Source organism: Flectobacillus major DSM 103 (genome assembly GCF_000427405.1).
Lineage (GTDB): Bacteria > Bacteroidota > Bacteroidia > Cytophagales > Spirosomataceae > Flectobacillus > Flectobacillus major.
This window is the reverse complement of the sequence record NZ_KE386491.1, coordinates 3,639,177-3,656,671: the sequence shown is the minus strand read 5'-3', so window position 1 is coordinate 3,656,671 and position 17,495 is coordinate 3,639,177. Positions and strand designations below refer to the sequence as shown.

The window sequence follows — 17,495 nt, the reverse complement described above, 5'->3', positions numbered from 1 at the left end:
AATCACTTACGTAAGTGTTTACCTATGGTGACTGTTAACTAAAATAATGGAGATATGATACAAATTCAATCTTTTGAAAATCAAGATACTGAGCAGATTGTAGATTTAATTTTGACAATTCAGCAAAAAGAATTTCAAGTGCCAATTACTATCAACGAGCAACAGGATTTATTGAATATTCCTACTTTTTATCAGCAAGGAAGAGGGAATTTTTGGGTAGCCAAACATGAAGATAAGGTAGTTGGTACTATTGCACTGATAGATTGCGATGGCGAAATAGGTGCAATCCGTAAAATGTTTGTTAAAAAAGAGTACCGAGGCAAGGAATTTGGAATAGCTCAAAAACTGTTTGATTTGTTGCTATCGTCGGCTCAAGAGGGTGGTATCAATGCTATATATCTTGGCACACTAGAACGCCTTCAAGCTGCTATTCGGTTTTATGAACGCAATGGTTTTAGCTTGATTGCCAAACAAGACCTACCAGCATCTTTTCCTATTATGGCAGTGGATACACATTTTTTTGAAAGGAAAATATAGCTATTTGGCCAATACAACCCATGATGTACAAAAGAATTCTCTTTTGTACATCATGGGTATTGATAGTAATATAAGAAGTGAGGCTGCATTTAGCACTTCTATTTATACATTACCTTCTTTCAATCTTTCAGCATTTTCAGCAATACGAAGGTTTTCGATAAAATCACCAATTTCGCCATCCATTACTACAGGAAGGTTATAAACTGTATAACCAATACGGTGGTCGGTTACTCGGCCTTGTGGATAGTTGTAAGTACGGATTTTGTCAGAACGATCGCCCGAGCCAATCATCGAACGGCGGTTACCAGCAATAGCCGACTGTTGTTTCTCTAATTCCATTTCGTAGATTCTCGAACGTAATACGGTCATGGCTTTCTCAAAGTTTTTGATTTGAGAACGTTCATCTTGGCATTGTACTACCAAGCCCGTAGGAAGGTGCGTTACCCTTACTGCCGAATAAGTAGTGTTTACTGACTGGCCACCCGCACCCGACGAACAGAACGTATCTTTACGAATATCGTTCATATTGATGACAACATCTACCTCATCAGCTTCGGGCAATACCGCTACAGTTGCCGCAGAAGTATGAATACGTCCTTGCGATTCGGTAGCAGGTACACGCTGTACACGGTGTACACCCGATTCAAATTTCATTTTACCATAAACATCCTCACCTTGTACACTTGCCACGATTTCTTTGTAGCCTCCCGACGACGCTTCTGTAAAGTCCATTACCTGAAACTGCCAACCTTGTAGCGTACAAAAACGCTGATACATTCTAAACAAGTCGCCTGCAAAAATACCAGCTTCGTCGCCACCTGTACCAGCCCTGATTTCAAGGATAATGTTCTTTGAATCGTTAGGGTCTTTAGGAATAAGCATTTCTTTCAAAAGCTGTTCGATTTCTTCTTTTTTAGGCAAAAGCTCGTCTAACTCAGCCTTGGCCATGTCACGAAAATCTTCATCTTTTTCGGTGGCAATAACCTCTTTAGCCGAATCAATATTAGATAATACGTTTTGGTATTCTTTGTACTGATTTACGATTTTTTCGAGGTCTTTATATTCTTTACTAATCGTCTTGAATTTCTTCATATCCGAAACGATTTCGGGTTGCGTAATTTGTTGGGCAACTTCTTCGAAACGCTCACGGATGGCTTCTAATTGTTCTATCATTTGTCGTGGATGTTAGATGTTGGTTGGTAACTAGCATGCCCTAGGTTTGAAATGTTTTCAAATTCGGTATTACTAAATCCATATTTTCCAATTTCAGGGTGCAAAGATACAAAATTCTTTGCCATAAAATAGGGGTAAGTTGATATGTTATTGTCTAATAGTTAGATACCTGCACAAAGAAGGAGTGTGTTTATCAAGCTTGGGGCTTCAATCAAAGCTCAAGTATCGTAAAAATACTTTTTCTTGGTTCTACACTTACTTTTCAGAATCTACCTTTGGGCGGCTACGGTATTTATTACTTTTACAGACTATAATCCAATATTATCCGTTTTGTAAAAGCTATCTCTTTTATTTTCAATAGTTTATTTTAGGAATAGATTAAACTATTGTGATAATAAGGTATTCTAAAAACAAAAAATATGAAGCCTCGATACTTCATAAAACCACAGTAATTGTTTTAAACAATAAATATTATTGCTATGGAAAAGCTTCAAATCAAAAAACTAGGTTTTATAATGGTATTGTTGATGGGAATATCAATGATGCTTTCGTCGTGTGTAACGCATGTAAGAGGTTATGATTATGGTTATCGCCGACCTTACTATGGCCGTCCGAGTTATCGATACGTAGTACCACCACCCCGTACCGTAGTAGTTATACCACCAAGGTATGGCCACCAGCCACGTTATTCGTACAAACATCGTGGCCGAGGCCGATGGTAGAATATTCATAGAACCGAATCAACACGATTCGGTTTTTTTGTGTCAATTCAGTTGTTAAGCTTGTATCTTTGCCAAAAAAGTTTTGTTATGAAGAATATCTCAAAAATATGGGTCTGTGTGCTATTGAGCAACAGCCTTTTGTTAAGTTGTGATTTTAGTAAAAGAATAGACACAACGGCTGCTGTAAAGGAGCTGAAAGAAAGACAGGTAAAACGCATCAATAGTGCCCAAATTACGGCTCAGGTAGATGACTGGGGTAAAAAAATCACCCAAACGCTAAATACAAATTTGGTGAAAAATGTGCAAAATCAAGCACTTTTAGACTCGTTGCAGAAAACGTATCGGATTAGTATTTGGGTAGGAAGCCCCATAAAGTTACAAAGTTCTAGTTTGGGTCCAAAGGTTAATGAAATATTGGATGCCTATCAATATAATGCCGAGAACCATCTGCCACAAATTGATAATATCCAAAAAAGCGACGACCAAGAATATTATTATTATACCGCTCCGATTGTATTAGAAAACCAACTGAAGGGGCTTTCGCAAGCACAATTACAGGAATTGACAGCCAAAACTAAACTTGATAGCATTGTGTATCGCCAAAAAGGAGATTTATTGGGCTTATGGCTTTTGAAATTTTCAAAGAAAGATGTGATTCGTTTGGTAGATATTAAGCAATTAAGTAAGCTTAATGATAAAATTAATCCTTGAATGAGCTATCTAGCAAAAAAGCCTCTGAATAAATCCAGAGGCTTCTATATCAATTTTGAAAGTGAAATCGTATATCCTTATAAGCCGACAAAACTTATGTTATAGGTTCATCAATGATTCACGACGACGCATTTTTCCAGCAGGAATACCAAACATCATTTTGAAACGACGACAGAAATAAGCGGTATCTTTGTAACCAACCTCAGCACCGATAGCACGGATAGACTTTTTGGAAGTACGTAACAAACCTACAGCAGCTTCCATACGTTGATACTCGATATAGTCTTGTGGGTTGATACCAGTCAACATTTTGAAATATTGTCCAACATAGTCTTCTGATACGTTAGCAACGTTTGCCAATACCTTATTGGATAAATCACCACCGATATTGTCTTTGATATACGCAAAGATGTCGATTAAGCGTGGGTCTTTGAAATAAGTACTGTTGGTGGCAAGTTGTTCAACAAACAAACGGTTTTTGATAATGTAACGAATAATTTCGATAACAATTTCTTCCGTTTTGATTTTGATAACACGCCCTTTTCCAAGTACATCGCTCATATCTTCACGAAGGATTTCGTTGAGCATGTGAGCTAGTTTATCGTCTCTTTTAATCAAAAAAGGAGGAATATCTAACGAAGTAAAGAAGTTTACCGAATCAAATACCTTTGCTTCAAAAGCTACCAAACCAAAAGAGTTTTCTACTTGACCAATACGAGATGAATCCATATTTGGCTCAAAGTACAATTCACGATGTGTCATGAACTCTTCGTTGGTAACAATTTTGGGCTTATCGGCATTACCATAAGTAAGAGAAAGCATCTTTCCTCCTGGGATAAATAGCATATCTCCAACTTCTGCATGGGTGGCTTCTTCGCCAAATGATACCTCACCGTTGTACAAAATCAAGAGTGTGTTTTCTACATCATAGAAATTCTTGATTCTGATTGGTTGTAATATTCTAATGTTACGAGATTTGATGAACTTAACACCAAGTGACTCTATTATTTTGTTATAATCTTCCATTTCTGCGGCTTATTTTCGATAAATTGAAAACAATGATAGATAAATTTAGGACAAAACTAATAAATCGCATTAAAATTCCAAAATATAAATAAAAAAAGTATTAGTATTTTTTTATCTAATCATTCGATTTAGACGAATATATTATTGTAATATCCTAAGAATTGCCTTTTGTTGTAGGGGTTATAACGGAAAATATTATTTGAATATTTCATAGTTTTTGTGTTTTTCCAAGGATATAGCACAAAATTTGGTTTTGTAGTATTAACGAAAAAATAAAAAGGTGAGCGATTCACAACCAATATAAGTTATGAATCGCTCACCTTTTCGCTACAATTTTTTGTAGTAATATCCAGCAATATAGTAAGCAATAAATAGTCCTTTTGGGGGGGATTGGCCCCAAAGGACTATCGTAAAATTTCACGAGCAATAACAATTTTCTGAATTTCGGATGTTCCTTCATAAATCTGGGTGATTTTGGCATCTCGCATCATTCGTTCTACATGAAACTCTTTGACGTAGCCGTATCCTCCGTGTATTTGTACGGCTTCGATGGCGGTGTCCATGGCTACTTGCGAAGCAAATAACTTGGCCATAGCCGCCGATTTGACATAGTCGTGGTGATTGTCTTTGTCGAGTGCTGCCTTAAAACACAAGAGCCGTGCGGCTTCTATTTGGGTAGCCATATCGGCTAGTTTGAATTGTATGGCTTGATGCTCGGCAATCGGCTTTCCAAAAGTTTTGCGTTCTTTGGCATACTTCAACGATAATTCGTAAGCACCAGAGGCAATACCAAGAGCCTGCGAGGCAATACCAATACGCCCACCGTTAAGTGTCGACATGGCAAACTTAAAACCAAAGCCGTCGGGTCCAATACGATTTTCTTTAGGTACTTTTACATCGGTAAACATCAGCGAGTGCGTGTCTGAGCCTCTGATTCCTAATTTATTTTCTTTTTTACCAACCTGAAAACCCTCCATGCCTTTTTCTACAATGAGGCAATTGATACCTTTATGGCCTTTTTCGGGATGCGTTTGGGCAATTACCAAATATATGCCTGCTCGGCCGCCATTAGTAATCCAGTTTTTTGTACCATTTAATAAATAATAATCGCCCATATCTATGGCTGTAGTATGCTGCGAGGTGGCATCCGAACCTGCTTCTGGTTCAGAAAGGGCAAATGCCCCGATGGTTTGGCCAGTAGCTAAGCGAGTAAGGTATTTTTGTTTTTGCTCCTCTGTGCCAAAAGCTTCTAGCCCATAACAAACCAATGAGTTGTTGACCGAAACCATCACCGAAGCCGAAGCATCTACTTTTGAGAGTTCTTCCATGGCAAGAACATACGAAACGGTGTCCATACCACCCCCACCATATTGGGGCGAAACCATCATACCCATGAGTCCCATATTGGCCATTTTTTGTACAAGTTCGTCGGGGAAAAACTCTTTTTCATCACGCTCTATAACTCCTGCCCACAATTCTGTCTGGGCAAAATCACGGGTGGCTTGTTGAACAGCCAAATGCTCTTCTGAAAGCTGAAAGCTTAATCCTTCAAATGTCGTAGTCATAGTCTATTATAAGTCTAATTGATGATATGTAATAATTACTAATTTAATCGACGTTGATACTTACTAACTTTTGTTGCTGTGAATCTTGTTGTTACTTGATTATCTGAACAATAGCCGTTACCAAAGCTATGTCGTATATAAATTACAAAAGCTTAATTATAACATTTCAAATATATAAAATAGTATGCTTGCATACTATTTTTTTGGGAAAAATATTTAAGTCATAAATTTTCGAGCGATAAGGGTAAAATCTCCAACTTTCTATCTAATTTTGCACTTTTACAAGAATATCGTAATAGACTAGCGTTTGGGATAGTGTAAAGTTTTCGATAACTTGCAGAAAATGCTTATGTTAGAGATAGTTTATCAATAGTATTTAGAGGTGCATATACGATATTTCTGAAGATTTTTCGTTTTATGTATTCATTGACACACACAATAGAGCACACCCACTAAGCCCTTGATACACTTATAGATAGATTTTGTTCTGACAATGAGCCTATTAAGTAATTGAATAAATTAGTGATTAAGTGAGTAATTAAGCGTTTGATAATCAGTTGAATGGATAGCTCATTTGTTTTTATTTTGTACAATTACTGACCTTTTAATTTATGGTAATATACCGATTTAAACCACTAGTTTGATTAAAGAAATGTACTCAGTTTGGGAGTACATAGAATGTGACCAGCTAATAACATTTGTTGTTTAGTACAAAATTTAGATTTAAAAAAAACAAGCCAATAAGAACTAATCAAATGGGATTATTTAGTTTCCTGACTTCCGACATTGCTATTGATTTGGGTACAGCAAATACCCTTATCATTCATAAAGATAAAATTGTGGTAGATGAACCATCTATTATTGCTTTAGATAAAGTTACCAATAAAGTATTGGCGATTGGCAATAAAGCGATGCAGATGCACGAAAAAACCAATGAAAATATAAAAACAATTCGTCCTTTAAAAGATGGTGTTATTGCCGACTTTACGGCTGCCGAATTGATGATTCGTGGTATGATTAAAATGATTGATACTGGCAGTCGTTTTTTCACACCTTCGCATCGTATGGTGGTATGTATTCCATCGGGTATTACAGAGGTTGAGAAACGTGCCGTAAAAGATTCATGCGAACACGCAGGTGCCAAAGAGGTATACATGGTACACGAGCCAATTGCTGCGGCTATTGGTATTGGTATCGACATTGAACAGCCCAATGGCTCAATGATTGTAGATATTGGTGGTGGTACTACCGAAATTGCAGTAATTGCTTTGTCGGGTATTGTTTGTGAGGCTTCGGTACGTATTGCGGGCGATGTATTCACGCGTGATATTGTAGATTATATGCGTCGTGAACATAATTTGTTGATTGGTGAGCGTTCGGCCGAATTAATCAAAATTGAGGTTGGGTCGGCTTTGCCAGAATTAGACAACCCACCAGCAGATTACGAAATTCGTGGCCGTGACTTGATGACGGGTATACCGAAAGAAATAAAAGTGACATATTCTGAAATCGCTTATTCATTGGATAAATCTATTTCTAAAATAGAAGAAGCTGTAATGAAAGCCTTGGAAGTGTCGCCACCAGAACTTTCGGCCGATATTTATCATAATGGTATTCACTTGACAGGTGGAGGAGCGTTGTTACATGGCTTGGATAAACGTATTGCCAATAAGACAAAACTTCCTATCCATATTGCCGACGACCCGTTAAGAGCTGTAGTAAGAGGCACAGGCGAGGTCTTGAAGCATCTTGATCATTATAAACCAATTCTTATTTCATAGAAATACTGAATCGGATTAAAGTGAATGAGAGCTTGCATTAAGTCATTCTTTCATTCACTTTTTTTTTGAGAAAACATTGTCATTCTCGTTTTCACAAAGTTTTGAACTTACATCCAACTCGTACAAAATGTATAGACTATTCCAGTTCATTTCAAAGCAACGAGCTTTCATTGTGTTCGTATTATTGGAAGTACTGAGTTTGTGGTTTTTTTATTCTTATAATAACTATCCTAATGCTGTATTTTTTAATACAACTAATTATTATGCAGCACAGGCTCTCAAAACTTCAAATGCCATAAAGGCATATTCCAACCTACAGGATGTCAATAGAGATTTGGCCAATGAAAATACCCGATTGAGAGAAGCGGTTTTAAGAATGCAAGCACAACAGTTGGTGCAGCCCAAGATCAACTACAAAGCTGATTCGGCTGTGGCATCTCGTTTTCATCCTATTGTGGCCAAAGTATTGGATTTGAGTACCAACCAGTTCAATAACTATATTACTATTGATAAAGGTACAGCCGATGGCCTGGCTCCGGGTATGGGGGTGATTTCATCGACAGGGGTTGTTGGCAAAATCAAATCGTGTAGCGAACACCTTTCTAGGGTAATATCGGTTTTGCACTCGGAGTACACGATGTCGGCCAAAGTACGAAGAAATAATGAAATAGGCTCGGTAAAATGGGACGGCAAGAACCCTGATTTTGTAGAAATGACCGATGTGTCGCGTTACAAGTCGGTTCAGGTAAAAGACACAATTGTTACGTCTGATTATAACTATGTATTTCCACCCGATATTACGATTGGATATGTGGCCAATGTTGGTGTAAAAAAAGATATGACTTTTCATGATATTCAGGTGAAGGTTGCAACCAATTTCAACTCGTTGTCGTATGTATACGTGATTAAGAATAAGCTTGAAAAGGAGTTGAAACAATTAGAGGACGTTCCTATGGCCCCTACAACCAAGAAAAAATAAGTCTGATACTCGGTGTAATACCCACTTTTGAAGGTATTCATAGGCTGTATCTTAACTGAAAATCACGACTCAAATCAATGACTCCTCGAAATATTATTCCACAGATTTTAACATTTGTATTTTATCTACTTTTACAAGTGTTTTTTGTTCGTCAGCTTGTGCTATTTGACTATGCCTTTTGTTTTGTATATATTGCAGCCATACTTTTACTTCCCTTTGAAACCAGCCGTTTACAATTGGTCGTATTAGGTTTTTTGGCAGGTGTATTTGTCGATATTTTTTATAATACGATTGGGGCAAATGCCGCTGCTGCTACTTTGGTAGCCTATTTAAGGCCATCTGTTATTACATTACTGACCCCTCAGCGGGGCTACGATGAAAGACAAGTCTTAACCCTACGTTCTATGGGATTTACTTGGTTTTTGTCTTATTTGGGGGTACTAACATTCATTCATCATTTAGTATTATTTATGCTAGAAGCGTCGGATTGGGGACTGTTTTTTCATGTTTTGTTGAAAGTGGCCGCTAGTATGATTTTTACTAACTTTGTGATTGTCATTGTGCAGTTTTTCCGAAAGGAATAGTTACTTTTAGCCTGAAATTCAGTATATTGTACTTCACCATACTTGTTATTTTGGTTATTCTAGCCCAAAGCATAGTTTGTTTTATTGGTAGTAAATAAGTGTTGACACCTATCTTCAATAGAAAGTTCCTAGTATCATGCCTTTTTGTCAGGATACTGACAAAAATCATTCTTGGCAAATTGTTTGTACACATTAGTTTTCCAGCGTTATTGAATTTGGATTCAAAGGATTTTACGAAAAGGATAGTGTTGTAAACAAACAGATTCTTTGCAAATCAGATTGATAATGTTTTATTTTTAAAAGAGACTCATCATCATCAGCTATGTCAGAGCCAGAAGAAATCCAAACACTCCAAACCTACACGGATGCCGAAAAACACAGAGTTTTCGAGAAGGAGTTTATGCCTCATATAGATTCTATGTACAACTTCGCTTTCCGTCTGACCAACGATGAAGACGATGCAAATGACCTTGTGCAAGATACCTATCTCAAAGCATTCCGTTTTATTAATTCTTTCGAGGAAGGAACTAATGCCAAAGCATGGTTGTTCAGAATCCTGAAGAATAGTTTTATTAATGATTTTAGAAAAAAATCAAAAGAACCCTCAAAAGTCGACTATCAAGATGTAGAAACTACCTACAACTCGGAAGAAGATGCCGAAACTACCCAAACCGTAGATTTACGTGCCGAAACCGTTCAAGACTTAATTGGCGACGAAATTGCCAATGCCTTAAACGCCCTTCCCGTTGATTTTAGAACGGTTATTATTCTTTGTGATATTGAAGGATTTACCTACGAGGAAATGGCTAAGATTTTAGATATTCCGATTGGTACGGTTCGTTCAAGGTTACACAGGGCTAGAATGCTTTTGAAAGAAAAGTTGAAAAGCTATGCAAAAACCTTAGGGTACGATGTTAATGCTGACAGTTTGGCAGAAAATTAGCCCTAAAAAGTATGACATTTGTCAACAATTAAAACTTTTTTACAATTCAGGAATTTTTTTCAAAATCACTCTGTTCATTAACTACTTGATTTATATCACGCTATGTGATTTGTTAGGTAATTTTTTGACAAAATAGATTCAAATTCAAGAGAAAATAACCAAGTTAACTGCTTAATTCTATAAAGACATGATTTCCGAGGCTGAGAAGGTGCAGGGTGTTCCCCAACAAAAAAAGACTCATTGCGAGCATCAAAGTGAATGTATGAAGCTAGTTCAACTTATTGTTGACGGCCAAGCTACAGACGAACAAATTGCCCAATTCAAACAAAACATGGATAAGTGCTTGCCATGTGAGAAAGGTTATGAATTGGAGACGTGTATTAAGGATGCTATGAAGCTGAGGCTAGAGAAAAAATGTGTACCTACTGCATTAATTGATTGTATCAAAAAGAAAATAAGTGGCATTGTATAGGTCTCTTTAACAATACATTACCCCATTAGGTTATTAAGTTTTATCGTACTTTTACGGATATAACTTAATAACCTTTTAATTTTGTAGCCTTACAGAAGGCTTTTACAAATGGCTATCGGCTATTTTGTATAAGAAGTGTACAAAAGTTTAGATGTTATATCGGATATGAAGTTTCGGGATATGATTAATATTGAATTGAATAAAGAAGGTGTAAGTTTCATAAATCGAATATCCTACCTCCGAAAATTTCAATCATTCGTACACTACTAATTTTGTATCGCAGGCCTAGGTTATTTAGGCTTGTTGGCTTTCTTTCACTCATTGAATTGTTCTCGAAATTGGAAAACGGAAAACTTATTATTTTCTCAGCCCCTTCTGGGTCGGGAAAAACTACTATTGTAAAACATCTCTTAGCCAATAATACCAATCTTGGCTTTTCTATATCGGCGTGTACACGTGACAAACGTGGTCGCAACGAAGAAAATGGTAAGGATTACTATTTTATGACACCCGATGAATTCAAGAAAAAAATTGTTAATCACGAATTTGTAGAGTGGGAAGAGGTGTACCCTGGGGCTTATTATGGTACTTTGAAAGCCGAAATAGAAAGGCTATGGGCTGAAGGCAAACACGTGATTTTTGATGTAGATGTAAGAGGCGGTGTAAAACTCAAAGAATATTATCAGGATAGAGCCCTTTCGATTTTTGTAAAAGTACCAAGTGTAGAGGAGTTGGAAAAAAGACTTCGTGAGCGAGGTACCGATTCGGAGGATTCTATCTCGAAAAGAGTTTTTAAAATGAATTTTGAAATGTCTTTTCAAGACCAATTTGATATAGTACTATTAAACGACAATTTGGACGAGGCCGTTGCCAAAGCTCAAAAGTTGTTTGACGATTTTACCAAATAGTTTCTTCTCTGAAAAGTATTTGGGTGATAAGAGTCGCTCAAATACTTTTACTCCTAATCCCGCATTTCTTCGCATGAATATTGGCTTATTCTTTGGCTCGTTTAATCCTATCCATACAGGGCATTTGATAGTGGCAAATGTAATGGCTACCACCACCGATTTAGAACAAATCTGGTTTGTGGTTTCGCCTCAAAATCCCTTTAAAAAGAATAAATCGCTTCTGCATGAATTTGATAGGCTCGATATGGTAGAAAAGGCTATTCTCGATAATAACCTTTTTAGGGCTTCAGATATTGAATTTTCGATGCCAAAACCTTCTTATACAATCGATACGCTGATTCGTTTGCAAGAAAAATACCCACAACATTCCTTTAAATTGATTATCGGAGGCGATAATCTGGCTCAGTTTCCTAATTGGAAAAATGCAGATAAAATCCTTGAATATTTTGGCCTTTATGTATATCCAAGACCTCATTCTGCCCCAACTGATTTAGTGAATCATCCCAATGTAAAATTAGTGAATGCCCCTTCGTTAGATATTTCGGCTACCTTTATTCGGGAATGTCTGAAAAATGAACATTCTATTAAATACATGGTACCCGAGGCTGTAGAGGAATATATTATTAGGAAAAAGTTTTATCAGTAGTCGTTTATGAAAAGTAAATACACTGCTCCTGAATAACGATATTGTATTGTAGACTATAATAAACAAAAATATGAAAGTAAGTATTTTAGGCTGTGGCTGGTTGGGATTCCCTTTGGGGCAATTTTTACTAACAAAAGGTTTTGAGGTAAAAGGGTCGGTAACTTCCGAAGCCAAAACGCAACGTTTGCTAGAGGCAGGTATTATACCTGCTGTTATTCAGCTTAGTCCAAGTGCCGATGCTCAGCTTTTAGCCAACTTTTGTGATGCCGACGTATTGGTAATCGCTATTCCGCCAAAAGCAGGAAAGTTGGGTGTCAACCACCATGTTGAACAGATAGAGCATATTATCCCAGTCATTAAGCAATCGCCCTTAAAAGCTGTTATATATATATCGTCAACGTCGGTTTACCTCGACGACAACGACACTGTAACCGAAGAAAGCTCGACTATCGAGCAAAATACGATGGTAAAAACTGAGCTTATTCTGAAAAAAGAATTAACAGCCCAAGGTTTAACTATTTTGCGATACGGTGGGCTGATGGGTAGCGAGCGTATACCTGCCAAATACTTTGCTGGCAGAACCATTAGTACAGCCGATGTACCTGTCAATTATATTCATCAAGATGATGCCGTAGGAGTTGTTGCTTGGATCATAGAACATGGCTTCTGGAACGAAACCTTCAATGCTGTTTCACCGATTCACCCTATTCGAAAAGATATTTATTTGAAGAATTGTGAAGATTTGGGATACGACAAGCCGACATTCACCGAGCCAATGGCACCAGTTCCTTTCAAAATTGTAGATGTCCAAAAACTGATTGACAAAACTGGCTATCAGTTTAAATATGCCAATCCTTTAGATTATACTTATACCAAGCCTGTTGTTTAGGCTGGTTGTTATGGGCACAAAGTACTACCAAATTCGGTTCTTTGTGCCTTGTCTCTATTACTTAAACGGCTCTACAATGGAAGCATATTTGCGGGATACTGGTACGGTAAGGCTTTGGTTATAGAGATGAAACTTATAGCCTTGGGCATTGCCCGATACTGCTTCTATTTTTCCTAAATTCACAACAAACGAACGATGACAACGTACATAGTTGGTATTTTGTGGTAAAATACTCTCTAGTCTACTCAAGCTACTTCTTAAAATTTCTTTATAAAGCTTATTTTCTTTCAAAAAATAAACGGTACAATAATTATCGCTTGATTCGATATAGCATAGGTCTTGTTCTAAAAAAGAAATATGGTCTTTTTCGTTTTCGGAGGTAAGTGTGATTAATAAATTGTGGTCTGATAGCTTTATGGTATTGCTAGGAATATTGTGCTTTTCTATAGCATATAGCTTGAGATGATAAATGTAGTTGATTAAGATTATTACAATGGTAGGAATAATACCTAGTGTAAATGTATAAATAATCATTGAAAATGCCCCTCTGATTTGGGGATCCATCAGGCCCGTTAGCTGAGCATAAAGTACATTACCAATGGCTATGCTGAGAATATGATAAGCAACAAATGTGATTTCCTTGAGCATTGTCCATGATTGCTCAACAAAAGCATTGGGCAGAGCTTTGGGAACAAGGAATGAGTTGAGTAACATGAGTGTGGTAGTAACTAACCCAAAGCCACTCAGCAACCAAAGCTTATTGGGGTCTTGCCAGTTGTTAGAACCAAATGGCTGAAAGTAGGTGAGAAAAAGGGCTACAAATAGACCAGTACCAATGGCCAAGGTAATATTTTTGCGGGCTGATTGTGCATGAGGGTAAGGCTGAGAAAGAATATTGAACATACCGAAAAAGGTCTGAAAATATGGATTAAAAAGAAAACCTCTCCAAATTTAAACAATCTGGAGAGGTTTTTTTACTTTTCAAAACATTAATCGCTATTTGCTTTTAATAGCTGTAATATCTGAAACGGCAAATAAAGCTTTGCCTTTTGCTTCTGGATTTACAAATACAAAGTATAACTGATGTGTACCTGTAATGCCTTGTGTTGATAGTGTTATGGGATTGGTACTGCCTTTTACAACATCGGCCGAACTGATTGCTGGGCCAGTAGGAGAGTCTAAGTGTAATTCAACTTTTCCTCCAACAGTACGCTCGTCTGAGGCAAATGCTGCTAAGTCAAATCCTGAAATACCTGTAAAATCAATATTTTCAAAAGCAATATAACCTTTGTCGGCTAGGGCTGCTACGATTTCGCCGATACCATCTATTTTTACTTTCATGGTTTCTTTTTGCGAATCGTAGGTATGAGCCTTAAACTTGGCACTTCTCAATGATAGTGTTTTTGTACCATTCTGAGAGCCAATATTGCCAGCACCACGGTCGGTGTAGCTTGCCGAGAAAATATATGTACCTGCTTTGCCTGTATCTTTGGTAAGGTATTCGCCTTTTACAGGTTTGCTGGCTTTGCTTTCATCGGCCAGCGACAAAATATATTTTACCATTTCGGTAGCATCGGCTTTACTTACTTGTGGGTGAGCAGCCATCGCTTGCTCGCCCCAAACACCGCCACCACCTTTGATGATTTTGTCAGAAAGTTTGCTTTCGATACGGCCTACGCCTTTGTATTTTTTTGCTACTTCTTTGTATGCAGGGCCAATAGATTTTTTATCGACAGAGTGGCAAGCCTTACAGTCTGATAATTCGATTAAACGCTTGCCCGCCAAAACACTCATGTTTTGTTGATGACCTTGTGCTATTACAGTTTTGTCAAAGCCCTCCAAATAGTCGATATTGACATGTACGTCTTCTTCTTTGATTTTTTTGTTGTCCAACGAGCCATCTTCTTTGTCGTTTACTTTTACTTCATAAGCAATTTTCTCGTCGTTCCAGAAGAAAGACTTATTGCCTTTGATATTTAAAGCTACTTTCGGAATATCGTTTCCTACTTTAATTTCTACAGAAGCTTCCGATACATTACCCGCAATATCTTTTACCTTCAGCGTAACGTTATAAATACCAGCTTTTGTAAAAGTAAAGCTAGGGTTAGCCAAAGTGCTTTTGGCGGCACCTTTGGCAAATGTCCATTCGTATTTGAATGAATCGCCATCATAATCTTTTGTTCCCGCCGACGAGAAGTTTACTTTCAATGGTACAGCACCTGCTATTTTGTCGGCTTTTACAGCCACAAATGGTTTGCGGTTGCCAGCATTGAATTCGATACGAGAAAGGCGAGCATCTTGGTTTTGAGCAAACCAGTTTTGGCCATATTCTAGTAGATACAAAGAGCCATCTTTGGCAAACTGCATATCCATAGGGTGGCTAAAAGTAGTATTTGGCAGGAATCTTTCCATCGATACAAAATCGCCATTTGGTTTCATAGTTACAATATTGATGTAATCACGAGCCCAATCGTACGCAAAGAATTTTCCGTCAAAATATTTCGGAAATTTTACGTTAGAATTTTTGTAATCATCATAATAGAAAACAGGGCCACCCATAGCATTACGGCCACCTTTACCTACAATTGGCCCAAATTCGGGCGATTCGGCATAAGGATAATAAATAAATGCTTTTTGTGCAGGAGGCAAATTGGTCAAACCTGTATTGTGAGGCGAGTTGTTGACAGGATGTGCTGGGTCAAATAGGTCTTGTACCGAATTATCTTCAAAATTACGTTGTCTGTAAGGACGGTTGTTAGCGACAAACAAAGGCCATCCAAAATAACCTGCTTGACGGGCTTGGTTAACCTCGTCGTGTCCACGTGGGCCATATTTTTCCGAATTTTCACCTGCATCTGGGCCTACTTCTCCCCAATACAAATAACCTGTGCGTTTGTCAACCGAAATACGATAAGGGTTACGGTTACCCATTACATAAATTTCGGGACGAGCTTTTTCTGTTCCTACAGGAAACAAGTTGCCTTCTGGAATCGTATAACTTCCGTCGTCGGTAGGTTTAATTCTAAGGATTTTTCCTCTTAGGTCGTTGGTATTTGATGAAGTAGCACGAGCGTCCCATCCTTGACGACCTTTGCGGTTGTCGATAGGAGCAAATCCATCAGAAGCAAAAGGGTTGGTGTCGTCGCCAGTAGAAAGGAATAAATTACCTTTGCTATCCCATTCGATAGAACCACCCGTATGACAGCAATCCGTACGTTTTACAGGTACACGAATCAATACTTTTTCTGAGCTATACACCAAAGTATCCTTTACGTCGTCGTATACAAAGCGAGAAAGGCGGTTGGCGGTATCGGCACCTGCCACTTCGTAAGAAGGGCTATAAAACAAATAAATCCATTTGTTGGTATTGAATTTTGGGTCGATATTGATACCCATCAAACCATACTCAAACTTCTTATAAACTTGCAAATCACCTACCACTTTAGTTTTGTTAGTAGTAGGGTTGTATACTTTCAATAAGCCTTTCCTTTCTGTAAATAGTACTTTACCGTTGTCTAATACGGCCAATTCGGTAGGTTCGTCCAGATTTTTGTCCAAAACTACTTTTGTAAAACGGTTGTCTTCAGGGGCGTATTCACTTTTTGCTTTTGAATAGTCGAGTGCTGGCCCTGAGCCTGCCCACTGCAAACCGCCCCAAATATGATTCAGTGGAAGCTCATCGGAAAAGGTTTCGTGAGTGTGCCCCCAGTTGGTATAAAAAGCACGTCCACCGTCGTATTCATGATACCATGACATTGGGTGAAAATCGCCCATAGTACCTTCCTTATAAGAGTTTTCGTCAACGGTCAACAATACTTTTACATCGTTGTTGAAATCCTTAAAGCTATAAAACTCGTCTTTACGCTCAAAAGTATCAGGCATAAAGTTGGTAGAAATATGGTTTTTATCTTTGGTGATAAATTTACCCATTTGTACGTTCGATACATTCTTGCCTGGGTGTCCATTAAAATACCCACCTACCAATTTGCCATACCAAGGCCAGTCGTACTCAGTATCGGAAGCAGCGTGTACACCCATATAGCCACCACCTGCTTGGATATAGCGTTCAAAAGCAATTTGTTGTGTAGGGTTTAGGACATCGCCTGTTGTACTCATAAAAACAACAACAGCATACTGTTTAAGGTTTGCTTCAGTGAATTTGGTCGAATTTTCGGTTGAGTCTACCTGAAAATGATATTTCTGCCCTAAATCCTGAATAGCCTTCAAGCCAAAAGGAATAGAGCTATGACGAAAGCCAGCGGTTTTAGAAAAAACCAATACTTTTTTCCCTTGTAAAGGGTTTGACATCTGTGCAAAAATACTTGTCATAGCCAGACAAAATACTGCCATAAATGTCCCAAATGTTTTTTTCATATAAACGGGAGATAATTAGATAGTGAAATAGTTTGAATAATAATTTGCTCTAAAAGAAAACTGTTCTATACTGTTCTTTAATAAAGGGTAAATATAAATACAATTAATAGGATAAAGATAAATTTTTGTCGAAAATATGCTATCTGATATTACAGGGAAAAGATTAAATTTGATGATAATCTAAT

Annotated in this window: 17 protein-coding genes; 11 read left to right on the top strand and 6 right to left on the bottom strand. The window is 37.6% G+C overall.

Features of this window, described 5'->3' with window-relative positions; all coding sequences use genetic code 11:
• The first annotated feature begins 54 nt into the window (after positions 1-54).
• The gene (locus tag FLEMA_RS0135065; protein WP_026997885.1) at positions 55-537 is read left to right on the top strand and encodes a GNAT family N-acetyltransferase; all 483 of its coding nucleotides are present in this window, start codon (positions 55-57) and stop codon (positions 535-537) included.
• A gap of 102 nt (positions 538-639) precedes the next feature.
• Here the strand turns inward: FLEMA_RS0135065 and prfA are convergent, their stop codons facing one another.
• Positions 640-1,710, bottom strand: coding sequence for a peptide chain release factor 1 (gene prfA, locus FLEMA_RS0135055; RefSeq protein WP_026997884.1), 1,071 nt, complete (start codon positions 1,708-1,710; stop codon positions 640-642).
• Positions 1,707-1,835, bottom strand: a complete 129-nt coding sequence (locus FLEMA_RS77285; RefSeq protein ID WP_262486519.1) for a hypothetical protein — start codon at positions 1,833-1,835, stop codon at positions 1,707-1,709. The genes prfA and FLEMA_RS77285 overlap by 4 nt, the downstream gene beginning before the upstream one ends.
• Positions 1,836-2,189: 354 nt before the next feature.
• On the opposite strand from FLEMA_RS77285, the gene FLEMA_RS71295 reads away from it, so the two are divergent.
• Positions 2,190-2,432, top strand: coding sequence for a hypothetical protein (locus FLEMA_RS71295; RefSeq protein ID WP_044172430.1), 243 nt, complete (start codon positions 2,190-2,192; stop codon positions 2,430-2,432).
• Between the two features lie 87 nt (positions 2,433-2,519).
• Positions 2,520-3,143 carry a hypothetical protein gene (locus FLEMA_RS0135030; protein ID WP_044172427.1) on the top strand — a complete coding sequence of 208 codons (624 nt, stop codon included), beginning with the start codon at positions 2,520-2,522 and terminating at the stop codon, positions 3,141-3,143.
• Positions 3,144-3,242: 99 nt separating this feature from the next.
• Here the strand turns inward: FLEMA_RS0135030 and FLEMA_RS71290 are convergent, their stop codons facing one another.
• Complete coding sequence (locus FLEMA_RS71290; RefSeq protein WP_044172424.1) at positions 3,243-4,169, bottom strand: helix-turn-helix domain-containing protein; 927 nt, start codon at positions 4,167-4,169, stop codon at positions 3,243-3,245.
• A gap of 404 nt (positions 4,170-4,573) precedes the next feature.
• Positions 4,574-5,734 (bottom strand): acyl-CoA dehydrogenase, encoded by a 1,161-nt coding sequence (locus FLEMA_RS71285; RefSeq protein ID WP_044172417.1) that lies wholly within the window; start codon positions 5,732-5,734, stop codon positions 4,574-4,576.
• A gap of 755 nt (positions 5,735-6,489) precedes the next feature.
• On the opposite strand from FLEMA_RS71285, the gene FLEMA_RS0134920 reads away from it, so the two are divergent.
• The 8 genes from FLEMA_RS0134920 to FLEMA_RS0134850 all read left to right on the top strand — a co-directional run bounded on the left by FLEMA_RS0134920 (position 6,490) and on the right by FLEMA_RS0134850 (position 12,936).
• Positions 6,490-7,515, top strand: coding sequence for a rod shape-determining protein (locus tag FLEMA_RS0134920; RefSeq protein WP_026996517.1), 1,026 nt, complete (start codon positions 6,490-6,492; stop codon positions 7,513-7,515).
• A gap of 127 nt (positions 7,516-7,642) precedes the next feature.
• Positions 7,643-8,494, top strand: coding sequence for a rod shape-determining protein MreC (gene mreC / locus FLEMA_RS0134910; protein ID WP_026997883.1), 852 nt, complete (start codon positions 7,643-7,645; stop codon positions 8,492-8,494).
• A gap of 77 nt (positions 8,495-8,571) precedes the next feature.
• Positions 8,572-9,078, top strand: coding sequence for a hypothetical protein (locus FLEMA_RS0134905; protein ID WP_026996516.1), 507 nt, complete (start codon positions 8,572-8,574; stop codon positions 9,076-9,078).
• 322 nt (positions 9,079-9,400) lie between these two features.
• A complete protein-coding gene (locus tag FLEMA_RS0134895) occupies positions 9,401-10,021 on the top strand; it encodes a sigma-70 family RNA polymerase sigma factor (protein ID WP_026996515.1) in 621 nt (206 codons plus the stop codon).
• Between the two features lie 262 nt (positions 10,022-10,283).
• Positions 10,284-10,493, top strand: a complete 210-nt coding sequence (locus FLEMA_RS0134885) for a phosphohydrolase (protein WP_144080129.1) — start codon at positions 10,284-10,286, stop codon at positions 10,491-10,493.
• Positions 10,494-10,831: 338 nt separating this feature from the next.
• On the top strand, positions 10,832-11,401 hold the full coding sequence (gmk, locus tag FLEMA_RS0134870; protein ID WP_044172411.1) for a guanylate kinase: 570 nt from the start codon (positions 10,832-10,834) through the stop codon (positions 11,399-11,401).
• A 73-nt stretch (positions 11,402-11,474) separates the two neighbouring features.
• Positions 11,475-12,047, top strand: coding sequence for a nicotinate (nicotinamide) nucleotide adenylyltransferase (nadD, locus tag FLEMA_RS0134860; protein ID WP_026996514.1), 573 nt, complete (start codon positions 11,475-11,477; stop codon positions 12,045-12,047).
• A 70-nt stretch (positions 12,048-12,117) separates the two neighbouring features.
• Positions 12,118-12,936 (top strand): Rossmann-fold NAD(P)-binding domain-containing protein, encoded by an 819-nt coding sequence (locus FLEMA_RS0134850; RefSeq protein WP_026997880.1) that lies wholly within the window; start codon positions 12,118-12,120, stop codon positions 12,934-12,936.
• Between the two features lie 57 nt (positions 12,937-12,993).
• Here FLEMA_RS0134850 and FLEMA_RS71280 read toward each other — a convergent pair whose 3' ends face one another.
• Together FLEMA_RS71280 and FLEMA_RS71275 are read right to left on the bottom strand one after the other, a co-directional pair.
• Positions 12,994-13,839: a LytR/AlgR family response regulator transcription factor gene (locus tag FLEMA_RS71280; RefSeq protein WP_044172408.1), complete on the bottom strand. Its 846-nt coding sequence runs from the start codon at positions 13,837-13,839 to the stop codon at positions 12,994-12,996.
• A gap of 93 nt (positions 13,840-13,932) precedes the next feature.
• On the bottom strand, positions 13,933-17,310 hold the full coding sequence (locus tag FLEMA_RS71275; protein WP_052354160.1) for a ThuA domain-containing protein: 3,378 nt from the start codon (positions 17,308-17,310) through the stop codon (positions 13,933-13,935).
• Between the last annotated feature and the right edge of the window lie 185 nt (positions 17,311-17,495).

What these genes read in the sequence shown, in the direction of transcription:
- FLEMA_RS71290 (WP_044172424.1), bottom strand. Translation starts at nt 4,169, where the DNA reads ATGGAAGATTATAACAAAATAATAGAGTCACTTGGTGTTAAGTTCATC.
- prfA (WP_026997884.1), bottom strand. Translation starts at nt 1,710, where the DNA reads ATGATAGAACAATTAGAAGCCATCCGTGAGCGTTTCGAAGAAGTTGCC.
- FLEMA_RS71280 (WP_044172408.1), bottom strand. Translation starts at nt 13,839, where the DNA reads ATGTTCAATATTCTTTCTCAGCCTTACCCTCATGCACAATCAGCCCGC.
- FLEMA_RS71285 (WP_044172417.1), bottom strand. Translation starts at nt 5,734, where the DNA reads ATGACTACGACATTTGAAGGATTAAGCTTTCAGCTTTCAGAAGAGCAT.
- FLEMA_RS77285 (WP_262486519.1), bottom strand. Translation starts at nt 1,835, where the DNA reads ATGGCAAAGAATTTTGTATCTTTGCACCCTGAAATTGGAAAATATGGA.
- FLEMA_RS0135030 (WP_044172427.1), top strand. Translation starts at nt 2,520, where the DNA reads ATGAAGAATATCTCAAAAATATGGGTCTGTGTGCTATTGAGCAACAGC.
- FLEMA_RS0135065 (WP_026997885.1), top strand. Translation starts at nt 55, where the DNA reads ATGATACAAATTCAATCTTTTGAAAATCAAGATACTGAGCAGATTGTA.
- nadD (WP_026996514.1), top strand. Translation starts at nt 11,475, where the DNA reads ATGAATATTGGCTTATTCTTTGGCTCGTTTAATCCTATCCATACAGGG.
- FLEMA_RS0134920 (WP_026996517.1), top strand. Translation starts at nt 6,490, where the DNA reads ATGGGATTATTTAGTTTCCTGACTTCCGACATTGCTATTGATTTGGGT.
- FLEMA_RS0134850 (WP_026997880.1), top strand. Translation starts at nt 12,118, where the DNA reads ATGAAAGTAAGTATTTTAGGCTGTGGCTGGTTGGGATTCCCTTTGGGG.
- FLEMA_RS0134895 (WP_026996515.1), top strand. Translation starts at nt 9,401, where the DNA reads ATGTCAGAGCCAGAAGAAATCCAAACACTCCAAACCTACACGGATGCC.
- FLEMA_RS0134885 (WP_144080129.1), top strand. Translation starts at nt 10,284, where the DNA reads ATGAAGCTAGTTCAACTTATTGTTGACGGCCAAGCTACAGACGAACAA.
- FLEMA_RS0134905 (WP_026996516.1), top strand. Translation starts at nt 8,572, where the DNA reads ATGACTCCTCGAAATATTATTCCACAGATTTTAACATTTGTATTTTAT.
- FLEMA_RS71275 (WP_052354160.1), bottom strand. Translation starts at nt 17,310, where the DNA reads ATGAAAAAAACATTTGGGACATTTATGGCAGTATTTTGTCTGGCTATG.
- FLEMA_RS71295 (WP_044172430.1), top strand. Translation starts at nt 2,190, where the DNA reads ATGGAAAAGCTTCAAATCAAAAAACTAGGTTTTATAATGGTATTGTTG.
- mreC (WP_026997883.1), top strand. Translation starts at nt 7,643, where the DNA reads ATGTATAGACTATTCCAGTTCATTTCAAAGCAACGAGCTTTCATTGTG.